We start from the raw sequence: 18,837 nt of genomic DNA on the forward strand, positions 1-18,837 counted from the left end.
AATTATGGCAACAAATACAACAGAAAAAGAAAGGTATTCAGATGAAGATTTGGCAGAATTCAAAGCTATTATTCAAGGGAAAATAGATAGTGCTAATAAACAGTTAGAAATGTATAAAAGTGCTTACATGAACGATAGTTCTAACGGTACAGACGATACATCACCAACTTTTAAAGCTTTTGATGAAGGTAGCGAAACGATGAGTAAAGAAGCAAACTCGCAGTTAGCTATTCGTCAAGAAAAATTCATCAGAGATTTAAAAAGCGCGATGATTAGAATTGAAAATAAAACTTACGGAATTTGCCGTGTAACCGGAAAACTCATTAAGAAAGAGCGTTTAAAACTGGTTCCGCACGCAACGCTAAGTATTGAAGCGAAAAACCTTCAGAAATAAATTTCTACAATCAATAAGCGCTTCTTAATTTAGGAGCGTTTTTTGATTTATGTAGAAGTATGAAATTTACTATTTGTTATTTTTTTGTAGCCTTTTTTTGTATCGGAATATCTTCGGTAAGTTTCGGTCAGAAAAAAAGTGTCAAGGTTTTTGAGAATTTTTCGGCCGACTGGGTTGAAATTGATGCAGATGAGGTGTTTAAAATCACTCTTAAAACTTCAGCTTCAAATCAGTTAAAATTAACGGTGTTTTCTGAAGGAGAATACCTACAAGATATCAATGTTCATACAGAACTTCAAGAAAATCGTTTGCTGGTTTCTACAGCATATCCTGAGATTTTAACCAGTGGTTACGACAAATTAAGCGCACATAAAGTTTTTTCGGTAAGCTTAGTTATTGAAATTCCTAAATCAAAAAAAATATTGATTACTTCTAATATTGCTTCTGTTTTTGCGAAGGGAAAATACGCCTATTTTGAAGCAGAATTAGGTGCAGGCAGGTGTGAATTAAAAAACTTTACCGGAAATGCGCTTATCAATACCTTTAAGGGTAATGTGTATGTAGAAACATCGCAAAGCAACATTAAAGCAACATCTAATCATGGTAAAGTTTATATTCCTAAAAATAATACGATTGGTAAGGAAATAAGAATAAAATCAATCTATGGCGATATTTTGGTGAAAAATCCCCAATAAAAAATGTATTTTTACGCTCAAAAATTATATAAATGTCGTTAAAGAAGGCAAGTTTTCTTATTCTTTTAGTACTGATAATTGATCAGATCTCTAAGTTTTATATAAAAACCAATTTTGTTTTAGGAGAAGAAGTAAAAGTATTTGAGTGGTTTAGAATTCTATTTGTAGAAAATGAAGGTATGGCTTGGGGAGCAAAAATTCCCGGAACATACGGCAAATTAATTTTAACCTTATTTCGTTTAGTTGCAATTTGTGGTATTGGCTATTGGCTTTGGGATTCTGTACAAAAAAATGGCTCTAAAATTTTAATAGTATCGGTAGCATTAATTTTTGCCGGCGCTTTTGGGAATATAATCGACTCGGTTTTTTACGGACTAATATTTAACGATAGTCATAATCAACTAGCTAGTTTTTTACCCGAGGCGGGCGGTTATGGTACATTATTTCATGGTAAGGTTGTAGATATGCTTCATTTCCCGTTGTGGAGTGGTTATTTGCCGGAATGGATCCCATTTTGGGGCGGGCAATATTTTACTTTTTTTGAACCGGTGTTTAATATTGCCGATTCTGCCATTACGATTGGTGTATTTTTATTGATCATTTTTAATAAAAAAGCTTTTCCGAAGGAGGAGAAAAAGTAATATGAGAAATTTAATTTTTATTCTACTAAGCCTAATAATTTTTGGATGTTCCAAAGATGATGAAGACAATAAATATAATTGTGAAAATATAGAATCTATAGGTGACATTAATTTGAATGATGAAAATTATACGTTAGAAACTACCGGAAGAGGAATTGATTTGAGAGAAGACGGGTACGAAGTTTCTTTATTCTATTCTTATTATAGTGAAAGCAACTCTATAAATATATCAATAAAGTTTCCTTATAAAAAAACAGGTAAGAATGTAATTGAAAAAATTCATTTTTCTTATACTCAAAGATCAGATAATCCTGAATATTATACGATAGATTTAACACCAGAGAATTTTAAAAGTGAGGTTTTTGGAAATACGGATTATTGTTTTGAAGGAGAATTTTCAACAGATATCCAAATTGGAGGTAAAAACTTTGTCTTTGATAAAGCTATTTTAAGCTATAAATATGAGGAGCCATTAAATCCTGTTACAATCGAATAATTTTTTTAACATTTTATGAATTAAAACCTATAAACTTTTTCAGGAGTTACACAATAATCCAGTGCAATATCAGTAGGTAAAGCTTTAAAGTTTTCTTGTTCGGCTTCAAAAAAAGATAAGCCGATTTTTATAGTTTTAGGAGCGCATTTTTCTAAAAAACGATCGTAAAACCCTTTTCCATAGCCAATTCTATGTCCGTTTTTATCAAAGGCTAAAAGTGGAATAAAAATAACTTCAAGTTGGTTAGGTTGAATTTCAATTCCGTTAACGGGTTCTGGAATTCCCCATTCATTATTTTTAATCGCTGTAGAATCGGTTAATAAAAAATGCTTCATTTCTAAAGACTTAAAATCACTTTTAGAAATCACTATATTTTTATCTTTTCCGCTTAAAATATGAAGTAAAAATTCAGTATTTATTTCGTGAAGTTTTTCAATACTTAGAAAAATATGGTAAAAAGAATATTGCCAAATATCGAGTTCTAAGGTTTTATTGGCAATTGCTAAACTTTTTTCTTCTAGTTCTTGTTCAGAAAGTTGTGCTCGCTTTTTTTTATATCGTTTTCTAAGTTCACTTTTCATGCTTAACTTTTTGAAAGGTGAAAAATAGCGTCGCCTTGATAAACAATAGGCGATTGATTTACATTAATAATGTAACCGGTGGCAGTTGCTTTTACTTTATGACGAAAACTACCATACGGATCAGTAATAATAGCAATATATTCTCCTTTTTCTACATATTTACCAATCGGTATTTTCACATGTAAAAGTCCGCTATATTTTGCGCGCATCCAAGATGTTTCATTAATAATAATGTTTGGCGTTATGGCTTTTGGCGCGGTAAAATCTTTACGCAACATTCCTAAATGACTTAAAAAGCGAAGTGTTCCTTCAACGCCATGTTTTGCAATATCTTTATTACTGTCTTGCGATTTTCCCCCTTCAAATAGAAGAAATGGAATTCCCATTTTGGCACAAGTATCGCGATAAGATTTAGAAATATTTTTAGAGTAAACGGTAAATGGCGCGTGGAAAATTTCGGCTAATTTTAGTAATTTATCATCTTCAGGCCGAATGCGAATTTGTGCGGCATTAAACCTGCTTGAACCGCCGGTATGAAAATCTAAGCAATAATCTGCTGCCGGTAAAACCTCTTCTTTAAATTGATAGGCAATTCTACTGGCTAACGGTCCTTTTTTAGAGCCTGGAAACATGCGGTTTAAATCTCTACCATCAGGAAATTCTCGCGTCATATTTAAAAAACCAAACACATTAACCACGGGAATACAAATAATTGTACCGCGTTCTGGTTTATTGATTCCTTTGGCAATAAGTTGACGTACAATTTCTACACCATTAATTTCGTCTCCGTGAATTCCTCCGGTAATTAAAACCGTAGGCCCAGGTTTTTTAGAACGCTCTATAATAATAGGCACCTCTACTGCGGTTGTGGTATATAATTTTGCTGTATTAAAATTTATCTTGATGCTAGCACCGGGATTTATATTTTCTCCCAGTAATTTTAGCACATTATTATTGTCGATAAATCCCATAAAGACTTATATGTTTTTTTCGATATAGCGGACAATTGTTTTAGCAATATCTTTTCCGGTAGCTTTTTCTATTCCCTCTAAGCCAGGCGAAGAATTTACTTCTAAAATTAAAGGTCCGCGGCTACTTTGTAGCAAATCTACACCGGCAACGCCAAGTCCCATAGCTTTACAAGCTTTTACTGCTGCAATTTCTTCTTCATCTGTTAATTGAATAACTTCAGCAGAACCCCCGCGGTGTAAATTAGATCTAAATTCACCTTCTTTTCCTTGACGTTTCATTGCGCCAACTACGTGTCCGTCTACAACAAAAGCTCGAATATCTGCGCCTTTTGCTTCTTTAATAAATTCTTGTACAATTACACGAGCTTGCAATCCGTTAAAGGCTTCAATTACAGATTCTGCAGCGTTTCTTGTTTCAGCTAAAACCACACCTAAACCTTGTGTTCCTTCCAATAATTTTATGACTAAAGGTACGCCGCCAACTTGTTTAATAACGCCTTCAACGTCACGTGAATAGTTGGTGAAAACTGTTTTTGGCAATCCGATTCTGGCACGAGATAATACTTGTAAACTACGCAGTTTATCGCGACTTCTCACTAAAGCTTCAGAATCTGTGGTGGTAAATGCGCCCATCATCTCAAACTGTCTTACAACTGCGGTTCCGTAAAATGTTACCGAAGAACCAATTCTAGGAATAATGGCATCTACATTTTCTATATAGCCGCCTTTGTAATAAATATTGGGCTTTCTTTTTTCTATAACAATATCACACTTTAACGGATCTACTACTTCTACGTTATGTTTTCGTTTAGATGCAGCCTCAACTAAGCGTTTGGTGGAATAAAGGTTAGGGTTTCTAGATAAAATTTTGATGTTCATAATGAGCGTTGTTGAGCGTTAAAGGATATATCTTTTAATTGTGGATCTACAATAAATTTATTGTTTAAAAATTTTCTTCCGATTAACACCGGAAATTTCATTTCTTTTCGGTCGCTCAAAGAAAGCGAAATTTTATAAGTTTTTCCGAAAATTTTTATGGTCGATTTTATTTCGTAACGTTTTTGTGCAATTCCGTTACTACTACGAACGGTAATAGTATTGTAATTGTCAAAAACAAAGGCTTTATGATCGTAATCTGGATGCTCTTTGTCTAAAAATTTACAATGCAATTGGTTGTTTTCTTCGTGAATGTCTTCGCAATGAATAGAAGAAGTGTAAGCGCCCGTATCAATTTTTATGGCGATATCTTCTAAATGTAAGTCCGGAAAGTCGGCTTTGTCTATTCTTCCAATAATTTTTTTACTCATACTGCAATATAGTAAAAGCACGGCGTTTATAATAATAACTAAAAAAATGAAGCTGTTTTTTTACTAAAATAACTATTTAGTAAGCTTCACTTAATTTTAATATACAGAATTGTAAAACGATTATTTTTTTGAATTCAGCATAAGCTTTACCTTTGGAGAGATGACAACAACGCCGTTAGAAATTCAGCTAAAAACCTTGCCTTCCAGTCCGGGAGTTTATCAATATTATGATAAAAACGGAAAAATTCTTTATGTAGGAAAAGCAAAAAATTTAAAAAAAAGGGTAAGTTCTTATTTCAATAAAAAGCACGATAGTCACCGAATTGGGGTGATGGTAAAAAAAATTCAGGAAATCAAGCACATTGTTGTCAATTCTGAAACCGATGCGCTTTTACTGGAAAATAACTTGATAAAAAAATACCAGCCGCGTTTTAACGTGATGCTGAAAGATGACAAAACCTACCCGTGGATTTGCATAAAAAAAGAACGCTTTCCACGTGTGTTTATGACGCGTCGTGTTATAAAAGACGGCAGCGAATATTATGGGCCTTTTACCAGCGTAAAAACTATTAAAACTTTACTGAGTTTAATCAAAGAAATTTACCAATTACGCACGTGTAATTATGATTTGTCTGAAGAAAAAATTCAACAAGGAAAATATAAAGTTTGTTTAGAATATCATTTAGGAAATTGTCAAGGTCCGTGTGAAGGGTATCAATTAGAAGAAGAGTATAACGCAAATATTGAGCACATTCGGCAAATTGTAAAGGGAAATTTTAAAGATTCTATTTACAAGTTTCGAGATCAAATGAAAGCGCATGCTGAAAAGATGGAATTTGAAGATGCGCAACGTATTAAAGAAAAAATTGAAATTCTAGAAAATTATCAAGTAAAATCTACGGTTGTCAATCCGAAAATAAATAATGTAGATGTTTTTTCTGTTTTAAGTGACGAAAGTTATGGCTACGTAAATTTTTTACAACTTTCTCACGGCGCTATCATCAGGTCGCATACCATAGAAATGAAGAAAAAACTAGATGAAACCGATGAAGAATTATTAGAACTTGGTATTACGGAAATCAGGCAACGCTTCAATTCTAAATCACCAGAAATTTATGTGCCGTTTAAAATTGATGCTGGTGAAAATGTAAAAGTAACAATCCCAAAATTAGGAGATAAAAAAGCCATTGTAGATTTATCGCTCAGGAATGCAAAATACTTCCGTCAAGAGCGTTTCAAACAAATGAAAATTGTAGATCCAGATCGGCATGTAAATCGATTAATGGCGCAGATGAAAAAAGATTTACGATTAAATGAAGAACCGCGTCATATAGAATGTTTTGATAATTCTAACATTCAAGGAACAAATCCCGTAGCAGCCTGTGTGGTCTTTAAAAACGGAAAACCAAGCAAAAAAGAATACCGTAAATTTAATATAAAAACCGTAGAAGGTCCAGATGATTTTGCCTCGATGGAAGAAGTGGTTTTTAGACGCTATAGAAGATTGTTAAATGAAGAGGAACCCTTGCCGCAACTTATAATTATTGATGGCGGAAAAGGTCAACTTTCTTCTGCTGTAAAAGCCTTAGACGATTTAGGATTACGCGGAAAAATAGCCATTATTGGTATTGCAAAAAGATTAGAAGAATTATATTATCCAGGTGATTCAATTCCATTATATTTAGATAAGAAATCAGAAAGCTTAAAAGTGATTCAACAGCTTAGAAATGAAGCTCACCGATTTGGAATAACTTTCCATAGAAACAAAAGGAGCAACGCAGCTTTAGGAACAGAACTAGAGCAAATTTCGGGTATCGGCGAAAAAACGGCCGTAGAATTATTGAAGCATTTTAGGTCGACAAAAAAAATAGCGCAACTCAGTAAAAAGGAGTTAGCAGAAATTATAGGAAATTCAAAAGCAATTTTGGTGCATAATTATTATCAATCAAAAAAGTAGATGAAAAAAATAACTTTTCTCATCTTATTATGTTGTTATTTTGGCGGTTTTGCTCAAAATAACACGTCTAAAACACAAGAAGATTTAAAAGTCGGATTAGTGTTAAGTGGTGGCGGAGCCAAGGGTTTGGCTCATATTGGAGCATTAAAGGTTATTAAAGAAGCAGGTGTGCGTATAGATTATATTAGCGGAAGCAGTATGGGTGCGGTTGTAGGTTCTTTATATGCCGCAGGTTATTCTCCAGCAGAGTTAGATTCTATTTTTAATCAAACCAATTTCAGTATTTTAATTCAAGACGATTTACCGCGTGGAGTAAAAAGTTTTTACGAAAAAGAACAGTCAGAGCGTTATGCAGTTACCTTACCTTTTGATGATTTTAAAATTGGTTTTCCTTCAGGCTTATCAAAAGGACAAAATATTTACAATCTTCTCTCGCAATTAACATCACACGTAAGTGATGTTCAAAAATTTGAAAATTTACCCATTCCTTTTTTCTGTACCGGTACTGATATAGAAACCGGAAAAGAAGTAATTTTAAGTAGCGGTTCTCTGCCGCAAGCGGTTTCAGCAAGCAGTGCAATTCCATCGTTGTTTAGTCCTGTTCCAATGAATGGGAAGTTGATTACCGATGGTGGCGTGGCCAATAATTATCCTGTAGAAGAATTGAGAAGGCGTGGGGTAGATTATATTATTGGTATAGATGTACAAGATAGTTTGGTGAATAGAAAAGAGCTGCAATCAGCTTTTGAAATTCTTACGCAGGTTAATAATTTTAGAACTATTAATGATATGCGTACCAAACGCAAATTGACCGATTTATATATTCATCCTGATATTACAAAATTTTCTATTTTATCTTTTGATAAAGGAGAAGCCATTATTAATGAAGGTGAAAAAGAAAGTAGGAACTTTTTGAATGAATTAAAAGCAATTGCCAATAGACAAAAAGCGGATAACAGAAATTTACATTTAAAAAGAATTATAAACGATTCTGTTTACATCAGAAGGATAAATATTACGGGAAATAATAACTATCCTCGGAGTTATATTCGCGGAAAATTAAAAATTCCTACCGATAAAAAAATCGCTTATAAAACGTTAAATAGCGGATTAAATAACCTTTCGGCTACAGGAAATTTTAGACGAGTAGATTATCAATTAATTCCGCAAGAAGAAGGCAATGATCTTCAGCTTATTGTTCACGAAAACAACACGAATACTTCCTTGCGTTTTGCTTTGCATTACGATGAGTTGTATCGAAGCGCAGCGCTGGCAAACATTACACATAAATCTTTGCTGTTAACGAATGATATTACTTCAATAGATTTAATTATTGGCGATAATTTTAGATACGATTTTAATTATTATATAGATAAAGGAAGTTACTGGAGTATCGGTTTAAATTCTAGTGTAGATCAATTTGAAGAAGATGTAGGATTTGATTTTGTAAAGAAAAATTCTTCCATTGGCGATTTTGATGTTAATCAAGTTGAAATAGATTATTTAGATTTTACCAATCAATTTTATGTGGAAACATTTTTTGTGAAAGCTTTTCGTTTTGGGATGGGAGCAGAACATAAATACACAAAATTAAAAACCGAAACCATTATAGAAGATAAAGAAGATCTAGCAGCTCCAAGAACAATTTTAGAGCAAAGTAACTTGTTCAGTACATTTGGTTATTTAGAATTAGATACATACGATAATGCTTATTTTCCGAGCAGTGGTACACATTTTATGGGGGATTTTCATTTGTATCTTTTTGATTCTCAGTCAAGTTTTAGTTTTTCAGAATTTTCTATAGCCAAAGGATCGGTAGGTCATGCCTTTTCTCTTTCAGATAAATTTTCCGTTAGGGCAAATACCGAAACCGGATTTAGAATAGGAAACAATGATATGAATACCTTGAATTTTTTCTTAGGCGGTTACGGAAATAATTATGTCAATAATATCACACAGTTTTATGGCTATAATTTCTTAGGACTTTCAGCCGATAGTTATATAAAGGCATTAGTAGAACTTGATTATGAAATTTTCAGGAAAAACCACATTATTGCAAGCTACAATATTGCAAATGTAGAAGACGATCTCTATAAAACAGGGAACTGGTTTAGTTTACCCGATTTTTCAGGTTTTGCCGTTGGCTACGGAATAGAAACGTTTCTGGGACCTTTAGAAGCAAAATATTCCTATTCGCCAGAACGTGGAGAAAGCGAATGGTTATTAAGTTTAGGCTTCTGGTTTTAGTAAGGTTTTAAGCCTCTTTTTATTAATTTTTACCGATATTTGTAAAACTTAGAAGAATTATTTCCTAATAGAAAATTACAGAACTTATGCCTTTCTATCATAAACTCGGAAAAATACCGCATAAAAGACACACCGTTTTTAAAAAACCGGATGGAAGTTTGTATTACGAACAACTTTTTGGAACCATAGGTTTTGATGGGATGTCATCTAATTTATATCACGAACACAGACCAACACAGGTTAAAGAAATAAAAGGAAGTTACAACGTAGCACCCAAAGTGGCTGTTGAAAATAACATAAAAAGTTATCGTTTTAAAGGTTTTAAAACAATACCGGCGCCAGATTATTTGGAGAGCAGAACGCCAGTACTTACCAATAGCGATTGCACTATTACATTGGCAGCGCCACAAGAAAGTACAGAAGATTATTTTTATAAAAATGCCGATGCAGACGAATTGCTTTTTATTCATAAAGGAAGCGGGAAATTACGTACGCATTTAGGAAATATAGATTTTAAATACGGGGATTATTTATTGATTCCCCGCGGAACGATTTACAAATTAGATTTTGACGATGAAAATAACCGACTTTTTATTGTAGAATCACGCCGACCGATTTACACGCCAAAACGCTATAGAAATCATTTTGGTCAGTTGTTAGAACATTCGCCATTTTGTGAGCGCGATTTAAGAAGGCCGCATGAATTAGAAACTAATGATGAAAAAGGAGAGTTTCTAATGAAGGTAAAAAAACAAGATGAAATTTTTGATATGGTCTATGCCACGCATCCATTCGATGTTGTAGGTTACGATGGCTATAATTTTCCGTATGCTTTTTCAATTCACGATTTTGAACCTATTACCGGAAGAATTCACCAACCGCCACCGGTACATCAAACTTTTGAAACCGATGCGTTTGTAGTTTGTTCATTCTGTCCGAGATTATATGATTATCATCCAGAAAGTATTCCGGCGCCTTATAACCATAGTAACATTGATAGTGATGAGGTGTTATATTATGTAGATGGTGATTTTATGAGTAGAAATGATATTGAAGAAGGTCATATTTCATTACATCCCGCGGGTATTCCACACGGGCCGCATCCGGGAGCTGTAGAACGCAGTATCGGGCAAACCCAAACCGAAGAATTGGCCGTAATGGTAGATACATTTAAACCTTTACAAGTTACAGAAGAAGGAATGAAAATAGCAGATGACAGCTATCATACTTCTTGGCTTGATCACGATTAAACTATATTATTTTGAGAACCTTAGCTATTTCAGCACAAATGCGAGCCATGTGGTAACTTTAAACAACTATCGTTTAATAAAATCACATGAATAAATAACCAAAAAAATAAAATTATGGCTAAAGATATAAAATCAGTAGATTACGGATTAGAGAAAATTTTTGAAGGAGCAGAAGACTTTCTTCCTCTGCTAGGGACAGACTATGTAGAGTTTTACGTAGGAAACGCTAAACAAGCAGCTCATTTTTATAAAACTGCATTTGGGTTTCAATCAAAAGCATATAAAGGATTAGAAACTGGAAGTAAAGACACTGTTTCTTATGTATTACAACAAGATAAAATACGGTTGGTTTTAACCACACCTTTGAGTTCTAAAAACCCAATAAACAACCATATTGTAAAACATGGTGACGGTGTAAAAGTAATTGCTTTATGGGTAGAAGATGCCAAACAAGCTTGGGAAGAAACTACTTCTCGCGGAGCAAAATCTTTTATGGAACCAAAAGTAGAAAAAGATGAGCACGGAGAAGTTGTACGTGCAGGAATCTATACCTATGGTGAAACCGTTCACATGTTTGTAGAGCGAAAAAATTATAACGGTGCTTTTTTACCGGGATTTGTTGAATGGGAATCTGATTACAATCCGGCGCCTACAGGTTTAAAATTTATTGACCATATGGTAGGAAATGTAGGATGGAACCAAATGAATACCTGGGTGAAATGGTACGAAGATGTTATGGGATTTGTTAATTTCTTATCTTTTGATGATAAACAAATTCACACAGAATATTCTGCCTTAATGAGTAAGGTAATGAGTAATGGAAATGGAAGAATTAAATTTCCTATCAATGAGCCTGCAGAAGGAATGAAAAAATCTCAAATTGAAGAGTATTTAGATTTTTATGAAGGATCTGGAGTGCAGCATATCGCGGTAGCAACTGACGATATTATTAAAACTGTAGCTGATTTACGTAGTCGTGGGGTAGAATTTTTATCTACTCCTCCTGAGCAGTATTATAAAGAAGTACCAGAAAGATTGGCTGAGCACGATCACGAATTACGGGAAGATATGGAAAAGCTGATGAAGTTAGGTATTATGATTGATGCCGATGAAGAAGGATACTTATTGCAAATATTTACAAAGCCAGTAGAAGATCGCCCAACCTTATTTTTTGAAGTAATTCAGCGTATGGGAGCTAGAGGATTTGGCGCAGGAAACTTTAAAGCACTTTTTGAAGCTATTGAGCGTGAACAAGGATTGCGAGGAACCCTGTCTTAAGCCTTAAAAAGATTATAAAATAATCACTAAAACTAAACATGTATTGAAAAATCCTCATTAAAATGTTAAATATAACTTTTTGCTTGCGGATATTTTAAAATGAAAGTATTTTTGCACCGCATTTTCGGGGTGGTTACCGAAAAAGCATTTTTTGAGAAAGTATTTTTTCATAAATTTAAGTTTTAGTTGGTTAATAAGCATAAAACCCTGTCAATTAATTTGACAGGGTTTCGTGTTTTTATACATTTGGAATAGTAATTGTAATTACTCAACCAACCAAAAGCACTTCGCTTTGCAAGTCAATAGTTTATGAAAAATAAATGCCTGTTTATCTTAATTTTTTTACTGTCTTTTTCTCAAGTTTTCTCACAAGAAAAAGAAGCTTTTAAAACTGGAGAATGGTTTAAATTCAGAATTCATTACGGTTGGTTTAATGCTAGTTTTGCAACCTTAGAGGTTAAAGATGATGTGTTTAATAATCAAGCAGTTCATCATGTGGTTGGTAAAGGAAAATCTACAGGCTTATTGCATTTATTTTTTGAAGTAGATGATAATTATCAAACTTACATTGCTAAAGATTCATCCTTGCCACTTCGGTTTGTAAGAGATATTAATGAAGGTGGACATACCAAAAATAAAGTTATAGATTTTAATCAGAGTAAAAATCTAGCTAAAGTCCACGATAAAAAGCACAATACAGTAAAGAATTTTACTGTAAGAAAAAATGTGCACGATATGCTTTCTGTATTTTATTATCTAAGGAATAAAATTGATGAAAATTCAATAGAAAAGGGAGACGAAATTTTAGTTGATCTTTTTTTTGATGAAGAAAACTATCAATTTAAAACCGTTTTTTTAGGACGAGAAATTTTGAAAACAAAATTCGGAAAAGTAGCATCCTTAAAATTTAGACCCTACGTTCAAGCCGGAAGAGTTTTTGAAGAAGAAGAAAGCTTAACCTTTTGGGTGAGTGATGATGCCAATAAAATTCCTTTAAAAGTTGAAGCCGATTTAGCCGTTGGTTCTTTAGAAGCAGATCTTGATGCGTTTAAAGGATTAAAGCATCCTTTTAAAATTATTATGGATTAAAAATGCTAATAAAATAAATAGTATAAAATTAAGTTGTATAGAAGTGTAGCTTTAAATATTTTTGAAGCTTCATAAGCCCTAACACTTTAAATATAACAGCATTGAAAAAAATAACCCTCTTTTTTTTAACATTTTGCAGCCTACTGATTTTATCTTCATGTGAAGACGATAAAAAAGAAAAGCAAATAAGTAAAGTTGAAACAAAAAAAGCAAAACCGGTTATAAAAGAATTCGGATATCCCTTAAATGAATACAAAGTAAGTAGAGATACTATTCGGTTGGGTGATAGTTTTGGGGCCATTATGGATTCTAATGGTGTTTCTCGCGGTAAAGTTTTCCAGATAGCAGAGAGAATTAAAGACACGTTTAACCCAGCAAAAATTGTCGCCGGAAAAGCTTACACAATCTTAAAATCTAAAGACACTTCAGAAACAGTGCAAGCTTTTATTTATCAACATGATAAAATAAACTATACCATTATAGATCTCCAAGATAGTATTGTAGTTAAGAAAGCTAAAAAACCGGTGACCATAAAGCGTAAAACAGCAAGCGGAGTTATTACTTCTTCACTTTCTGCAGCAATGGATAATGAAGGATTAAGCATTCTTTTAGCCGATAAAATAGCTGATCTCTACCAATGGAAAATTGATTTTTTTAAAATTCAAAAAGGAGATCAATTCAAAATAATTTATAATGAAAAATATATAGATGATACCATTTACGCCGGAATCGCTAATATAGAAGCAGCTGTTTTAAAACATTATGACAGTCCGTATTATGCATTTCAGTTTGGAAAAGATAGCGTAAGTGGTTTTCCTAAATTTTATGATGATGAGGCGCAATCGCTACAAAGTTTCTTTTTAAAAGCACCATTAAAATTTTCTAGAATTTCATCTCGCTATACCAAACGAAGATTTCATCCGGTTCAAAAACGATGGAAGGCTCATAAAGGTACAGATTATGCGGCGCCAAGAGGAACACCAATTTGGAGTACTGCCGATGGAGTTGTTATTCGTTCGAGTTACACAAGAGGAAACGGGAACTATGTAAAAGTGCGTCATAATGAAAAATATACAACGCAATATTTACATATGACCAAACGGAATGTGAAAGTTGGGCAACGTGTTAAACAAGGCGATATTATAGGTTTTGTTGGAAGTACAGGTTTGGCAACCGGACCGCATGTTTGTTATCGTTTTTGGGTTTATGGAAAACAAGTTGACCCCTACAAACAGAATTTGCCAAGTTCAGAGCCCTTAAAAGAAACCTTGAAGCCGGAATACTTTAAAACGATTGAGCCGCTAAAGAAAGAATTAGACGAACTCAAATTCAAAAAAATATAAGTAATAATTTCTATGAAACCGCTCGAAATCTTTAGCGGTTTTTTTAGTTAAAAAATGTACCTTTAGACTTTAAAATATAGATTTATGTACACGGCTTTTTATCACCTTCATTCCTTCTGGGCTTACTTAGTTATATTGGTAGTTTTTTTAGCGACACTCAACGCGATTATTGGGAGTATTGCTAAACGTTCTTATGCCCCAAAAGATTTTAGAATTTCACTGTTTGCCTTAATCGTCACACATATTCAACTTTTGTTAGGCTTAGTATTATTTTTTATTTCGGATAAAATCCGTTGGTTTGATAGTGATTTAGATGTTAGCTTAATTATGAAAAATGATTTATTGCGTTTGTATAATGTAGAGCATCCTTTGCTAATGATAATTGCCATAGCTTTAATTACCATTGGCTATTCTAAGCATAAAAAGAAATTGGCTTCTGCACCAAAATTTAAAACCTTAGCTGTTTTTTACACCTTGGCTTTTGTTGCAATCTTAGCGATGATCCCTTGGTCTGTTTGGATTTAATTTTTTGTAAGAAGATTTAAAATTATTCTTTTTCCTTTACCAAATATACATAAACCGGAAAGTGATCGCTATAGCCGCCTGAAAAACTACCGTTAGAAAAGCTGCGGTACGGGTAGCCTTTATATTTGCCTGAAGGCGTCGTTAAATAATTTGGATTAAAAATTCCTGCTTTGTAAATTTGATATGAAGAATAATCTTCACTTAAAAAAGGCTCGGTTAACAGTATTTGATCAAATAAATCCCAACTATCTCGATACGCAATTGTGCCAAAACCTTGTTTCTGTAAATTTTCCATCGGGTTGTATATTCCTTTTAATGAAACATCCTTTTTATTAGCTTTTGCATTTAATATAGTTTTTAAGCTTTCGTTGTAAGGGCCGTCGTTTAAATCGCCCATACTTATAATTTTTGCATAAGGATTCTTAGATTGAAGTGAGTCAATTATCTTTTTATTTAGTTGTGCTGCTTTTTCTCGTTTATAACGACTAGCAGCTTCTCCACCGCTTCTAGAAGGCCAATGATTTATAATAAAATGCATTTTTTCACCATCCAATAAGCCGCTAACCACTAATTGATCTCTTGTGTAATCGCGATTTTTTTTATCATCTTCATCAAATAAAACTAGCTCTTGCGATTTGCTGTTTATTAGCTTAAAAATGTTTTTATTATAAAGAAGCGCTACATCAATTCCACGTTCATCTGGTGATTCAAAATGAACAATTTTATACGGCTTTTTTGCTAGGCTAGGTTGATTTAGTAGATCCTCTACAACCGTTCTGTTTTCAATTTCACAAAGCCCGATAATTGCTGGTGAATATTTAGTAACATCTTTACCTATTTCAGCAATTACTTTAGAAATGTTTTCTAATTTATTTTGGTAAGCTTTTTTTCTAAGCTCCATGGACATTTCCATTATCGGACTGGCTTCATCGTATTTTTTAGGATCGTTTTTTACATCAAATAAGTTCTCTACATTATAAAAAGCAATACAAGTTATTTTATAGTTTTTTTCTGCTTGAGCAAATGTATTTAGGCTTAACAGTAAACCAATTAAAACACATAAATGCTTTACAATTCTCATATATAAAATATTTTAAAATATTGATGAATTTATAAATAAAATAAATAATAGATGAATATTTTTGTTGTTTATATAAAATAATGTTAGATTTATTGAAACATTAGCAGATAGTATAGTATGAAAAACACACTTATACTTTCTGTATTTTTGATATTTTCTGCCTCCCATTTGTTAGCTCAAAAAGCTTATATTAAAGGTACAGTTAAAGACGCGATTACTAGTGAATTGCTTCCTGACGTAACAATTACTATTGAAGATTCTTCGGTGAAAAGCAACACCAATTCTAAGGGTGAATTCCGGTTTAATGAGCCGGCTATAGCTTTAGGTAATCAAATTATCCGTTTTGAAAAAGAAGGATATATTACTAAACGATTTCCTGTGATCATAAAAAAGGATGAAGTCTTAGATTTAAGCGCTATAGAGCTAAAAGTTGCTATTAATGAAGAAAATCTTCAAATAGGTGTTATTAGTCTTTCTGATAATGAACTGACGAGCGAAGAAGGAACAGCATCTAATTTTACCGGACTTTTACAGGCTTCTAAGGATGTTTTTTTAAAAGCAGCCGCATATGATTTTAGTGCCACTTTTTTTAACCCAAGAGGTTATGATAATGCTAATGGTACTATTCTTATCAATGGAATAGAAATGAATAAGCAATATAGCGGAAGACCACAATGGAGTAGTTGGGGAGGTTTAAATGATGTTCAACGAAATCAAGTATTTTCCATGGGTATTGAAGCAAATGATTACAATTTTGGAGGAATTGCCGGTACTAATAATATTATTATGCGGGCAACACAATACCAAAAGGGAGGACGGGTTTCCTATGCATCTGCTAATCGTTCTTATCGTGGTCGAGTAATGGGTTCTTATCATACCGGTATAGGTAAAGGCGGTTGGGCGTTTAGTTTTTTAGTGTCTAGACGTTTTGGAAATGAAGGTTTTAAAGAAGGAACGTTGTATGATGCGAACTCTATTTTTTTATCGGTAGAAAAAAAATTATCAGAAAAGCATAGTTTAAATTTTACGGCTTTTTATACCCCTAATCGGAGAGGGAAATCAACGGCAATTACGCAAGAAGTGAGAGATTTAAAATCAATTGAGTACAATCCCTTATGGGGTTATCAAAATGGAGAAATCAGAAATTCAAGAATTAAAGAAGTAGCAGAACCGGTTTTGATGCTAAATCATTTTTGGGATATTTCAAATACAACAAGTTTGAATACAAATTTGGCTTTGCAAACGGGTAAAATAGGAAATACAAGAATAGACAACGGAGGTACACGTTTAGTCTATAGTGCCGATGATCAAGTTTCCTATGTTGGAGGAGCTAGAAACCCAACACCGGAATATTATCAAAATCTTCCGAGCTATCATTTACGTTCTTCAGATCTAACAGCAACTAATTATCAATCTGCTTATTTAGCAGAACAAGAGTTTCAAAATAATGGGCAGTTAAACTGGGGAAAACTATATAATGCTAACCTCAATAGAACGGGCGGGAATTCGGTTTATGTTATTCAAGAAGATCGACAAGACGATACACAAATTACGGCAAACACAATTATGTCATCGCAATTAAATAATTATCTAACCCTAAACGGGCGATTGAATTTTAGATATTTAAAAAGTGAAAACTTTGCTGAATTAAATGATTTGTTAGGCGGAAATGGATATTTAGATGTCGATTTCTTTGCAGAAGAGGGCGAAGGGGTTAGTGAAGAATTAAGTAATATTGCACAAAGCGATCTTAATAATATCAATAGAGTTGTTGAAGAAGGTGAGCGTTATAAATATAATTATGAAATTAATGCTACTGTAATTTCAGCTTTTGCACAAGCACAATTTCATTATAATGTAATTGATTTTTTTATTGGAGCAAATTTTTCAAAAACCTCTTACCAGCGTATTGGTTTATTTCAAAACGGATATTTTAAACAGAATAGCTTCGGAAAAAGTGAACAATTAAGCTTTAATAATCCTGCAATAAAAGGCGGATTTACCTATAGAATTACCGGAAGACATGTGCTACAGTCAAATATTGCATACGTTAGTAAAGCCCCAACAATCAAAAACTCATTTAGCAATGCACGACAAAATAATGAAATAGTGCAAAATCTTCAATCAGAAAAAATGAAAGTTGCAGATGTTAGTTACTTGTATAGATCTCCAATGATTAAAGCTAGATTAACCGGGTTTTATGCTAATTTTCGTGACAAAACAGATATAGGCTTTTATTTTACACAAGATCTTGCGGGCTTGGGTTTAGATAATGGCGATGCGTTTGTTCAAGAAATAGTAACCAATATTAATCAGCAAAATTTGGGTGTTGAATTTGGCATAGAAGCACAAATAACTTCTACGGTTAAATTAAAAGCATCCGGCTCTATAGCCCAATATGTATATACGAACAACCCGAATCTTTACTTAACAAGCGATGATTTTTCTAAACAAAAAAGTTTCGGAAACGGTAAAACTAATTTAAAAAATTACCACGTCGCTAATGGTCCGGAACGTGCCTTACAAATAGGATTTGAATATAGAGATCCAGATTATTGGTTTGTGAGTGCAACAAGTAATTATTTTGCTAATGCTTATATAGATCCTTCTGCTCTCCGAAGGTCTTCAAATTTTATACTCGATTATGATGGTTTGCCTATAGCAAATTACAACCCAACTAAAGCAAAACAGCTTTTACGGCAGGAAGAATTTAGTGATTATATGCTGGTTAATATTATCGGAGGGAAATCATTTAAGGTAGACGATTACTTTATCGGTTTTTTCGCAACCATTAATAATGTATTTAATCAAGAATATAAAACCGGTGGTTTTGAGCAGTCACGTTACGGAAATTATACAAAATTTAACGAAGATCAGTCCAGAACAAACGGCGCTTTATTTGGTAATCGCTATTTCTTTGGGTACGGTACAACCTACTATATGAATGTCTATATTAGATTTTAATAAAAATAGAATCATCTT

General features: G+C 33.1%; 17 protein-coding genes. 12 read left to right on the forward strand and 5 right to left on the reverse strand.

The window, feature by feature from the left end; all coding sequences use genetic code 11:
• Positions 1-4 precede the first annotated feature (4 nt).
• The 4 genes from D9R05_RS11375 to D9R05_RS11390 are packed head-to-tail and all read left to right on the forward strand — an operon-like array spanning position 5 to position 2,226.
• A complete protein-coding gene (locus tag D9R05_RS11375; protein ID WP_121667353.1) occupies positions 5-394 on the forward strand; it encodes a TraR/DksA family transcriptional regulator in 390 nt (129 codons plus the stop codon).
• Between the two features lie 59 nt (positions 395-453).
• Positions 454-1,089, forward strand: coding sequence for a DUF4097 family beta strand repeat-containing protein (locus D9R05_RS11380; protein ID WP_121667354.1), 636 nt, complete (start codon positions 454-456; stop codon positions 1,087-1,089).
• A 32-nt stretch (positions 1,090-1,121) separates the two neighbouring features.
• Positions 1,122-1,730: a lipoprotein signal peptidase gene (locus tag D9R05_RS11385; protein WP_121667355.1), complete on the forward strand. Its 609-nt coding sequence runs from the start codon at positions 1,122-1,124 to the stop codon at positions 1,728-1,730.
• Between the two features lies 1 nt (position 1,731).
• Positions 1,732-2,226, forward strand: coding sequence for a hypothetical protein (locus D9R05_RS11390; RefSeq protein ID WP_121667356.1), 495 nt, complete (start codon positions 1,732-1,734; stop codon positions 2,224-2,226).
• 20 nt (positions 2,227-2,246) lie between these two features.
• Here the strand turns inward: D9R05_RS11390 and D9R05_RS11395 are convergent, their stop codons facing one another.
• The 4 genes from D9R05_RS11395 to D9R05_RS11410 are packed head-to-tail and all read right to left on the reverse strand — an operon-like array spanning position 2,247 to position 5,085.
• The gene (locus D9R05_RS11395; RefSeq protein ID WP_121667357.1) at positions 2,247-2,807 is read right to left on the reverse strand and encodes a 5-formyltetrahydrofolate cyclo-ligase; all 561 of its coding nucleotides are present in this window, start codon (positions 2,805-2,807) and stop codon (positions 2,247-2,249) included.
• A 2-nt stretch (positions 2,808-2,809) separates the two neighbouring features.
• Positions 2,810-3,778 carry a succinylglutamate desuccinylase/aspartoacylase family protein gene (locus D9R05_RS11400; protein WP_121667358.1) on the reverse strand — a complete coding sequence of 323 codons (969 nt, stop codon included), beginning with the start codon at positions 3,776-3,778 and terminating at the stop codon, positions 2,810-2,812.
• A 6-nt stretch (positions 3,779-3,784) separates the two neighbouring features.
• Positions 3,785-4,657, reverse strand: a complete 873-nt coding sequence (rimK, locus tag D9R05_RS11405; protein ID WP_121667359.1) for a 30S ribosomal protein S6--L-glutamate ligase — start codon at positions 4,655-4,657, stop codon at positions 3,785-3,787.
• Positions 4,654-5,085, reverse strand: a complete 432-nt coding sequence (locus D9R05_RS11410; RefSeq protein ID WP_121667360.1) for an ATP-dependent zinc protease family protein — start codon at positions 5,083-5,085, stop codon at positions 4,654-4,656. The genes rimK and D9R05_RS11410 overlap by 4 nt, the downstream gene beginning before the upstream one ends.
• 160 nt (positions 5,086-5,245) lie before the next feature.
• Between D9R05_RS11410 and uvrC the strand changes: the two genes are divergently transcribed.
• The 7 genes from uvrC (at position 5,246) to D9R05_RS11445 (ending at position 14,774) form a co-directional block, all read left to right on the forward strand.
• Positions 5,246-7,042 carry an excinuclease ABC subunit UvrC gene (uvrC, locus tag D9R05_RS11415; protein ID WP_121667361.1) on the forward strand — a complete coding sequence of 599 codons (1,797 nt, stop codon included), beginning with the start codon at positions 5,246-5,248 and terminating at the stop codon, positions 7,040-7,042.
• On the forward strand, positions 7,043-9,289 hold the full coding sequence (locus D9R05_RS11420) for a patatin-like phospholipase family protein (protein WP_121667362.1): 2,247 nt from the start codon (positions 7,043-7,045) through the stop codon (positions 9,287-9,289).
• Between the two features lie 86 nt (positions 9,290-9,375).
• Entirely contained in the window at positions 9,376-10,539 is a 1,164-nt protein-coding gene (locus D9R05_RS11425) for a homogentisate 1,2-dioxygenase (RefSeq protein ID WP_121667363.1), read from the forward strand.
• A gap of 114 nt (positions 10,540-10,653) precedes the next feature.
• On the forward strand, positions 10,654-11,817 hold the full coding sequence (hppD, locus tag D9R05_RS11430) for a 4-hydroxyphenylpyruvate dioxygenase (RefSeq protein WP_121667364.1): 1,164 nt from the start codon (positions 10,654-10,656) through the stop codon (positions 11,815-11,817).
• 309 nt (positions 11,818-12,126) lie between these two features.
• The gene (locus tag D9R05_RS11435; RefSeq protein ID WP_121667365.1) at positions 12,127-12,906 is read left to right on the forward strand and encodes a DUF3108 domain-containing protein; all 780 of its coding nucleotides are present in this window, start codon (positions 12,127-12,129) and stop codon (positions 12,904-12,906) included.
• A gap of 101 nt (positions 12,907-13,007) precedes the next feature.
• The gene (locus tag D9R05_RS11440; protein ID WP_121667366.1) at positions 13,008-14,249 is read left to right on the forward strand and encodes a M23 family metallopeptidase; all 1,242 of its coding nucleotides are present in this window, start codon (positions 13,008-13,010) and stop codon (positions 14,247-14,249) included.
• A gap of 84 nt (positions 14,250-14,333) precedes the next feature.
• Positions 14,334-14,774: a hypothetical protein gene (locus D9R05_RS11445; RefSeq protein WP_121667367.1), complete on the forward strand. Its 441-nt coding sequence runs from the start codon at positions 14,334-14,336 to the stop codon at positions 14,772-14,774.
• 22 nt (positions 14,775-14,796) lie between these two features.
• On the opposite strand, the gene D9R05_RS11450 is transcribed toward D9R05_RS11445, so the two are convergent.
• Positions 14,797-15,855 (reverse strand): endonuclease/exonuclease/phosphatase family protein, encoded by a 1,059-nt coding sequence (locus D9R05_RS11450; protein WP_121667368.1) that lies wholly within the window; start codon positions 15,853-15,855, stop codon positions 14,797-14,799.
• 117 nt (positions 15,856-15,972) lie between these two features.
• Between D9R05_RS11450 and D9R05_RS11455 the strand changes: the two genes are divergently transcribed.
• Positions 15,973-18,819 carry a carboxypeptidase-like regulatory domain-containing protein gene (locus D9R05_RS11455; RefSeq protein WP_121667369.1) on the forward strand — a complete coding sequence of 949 codons (2,847 nt, stop codon included), beginning with the start codon at positions 15,973-15,975 and terminating at the stop codon, positions 18,817-18,819.
• The last annotated feature ends 18 nt before the right edge of the window (positions 18,820-18,837 follow it).

This window comes from Mesonia aquimarina, assembly GCF_003667275.1.
GTDB lineage: Bacteria > Bacteroidota > Bacteroidia > Flavobacteriales > Flavobacteriaceae > Mesonia > Mesonia aquimarina.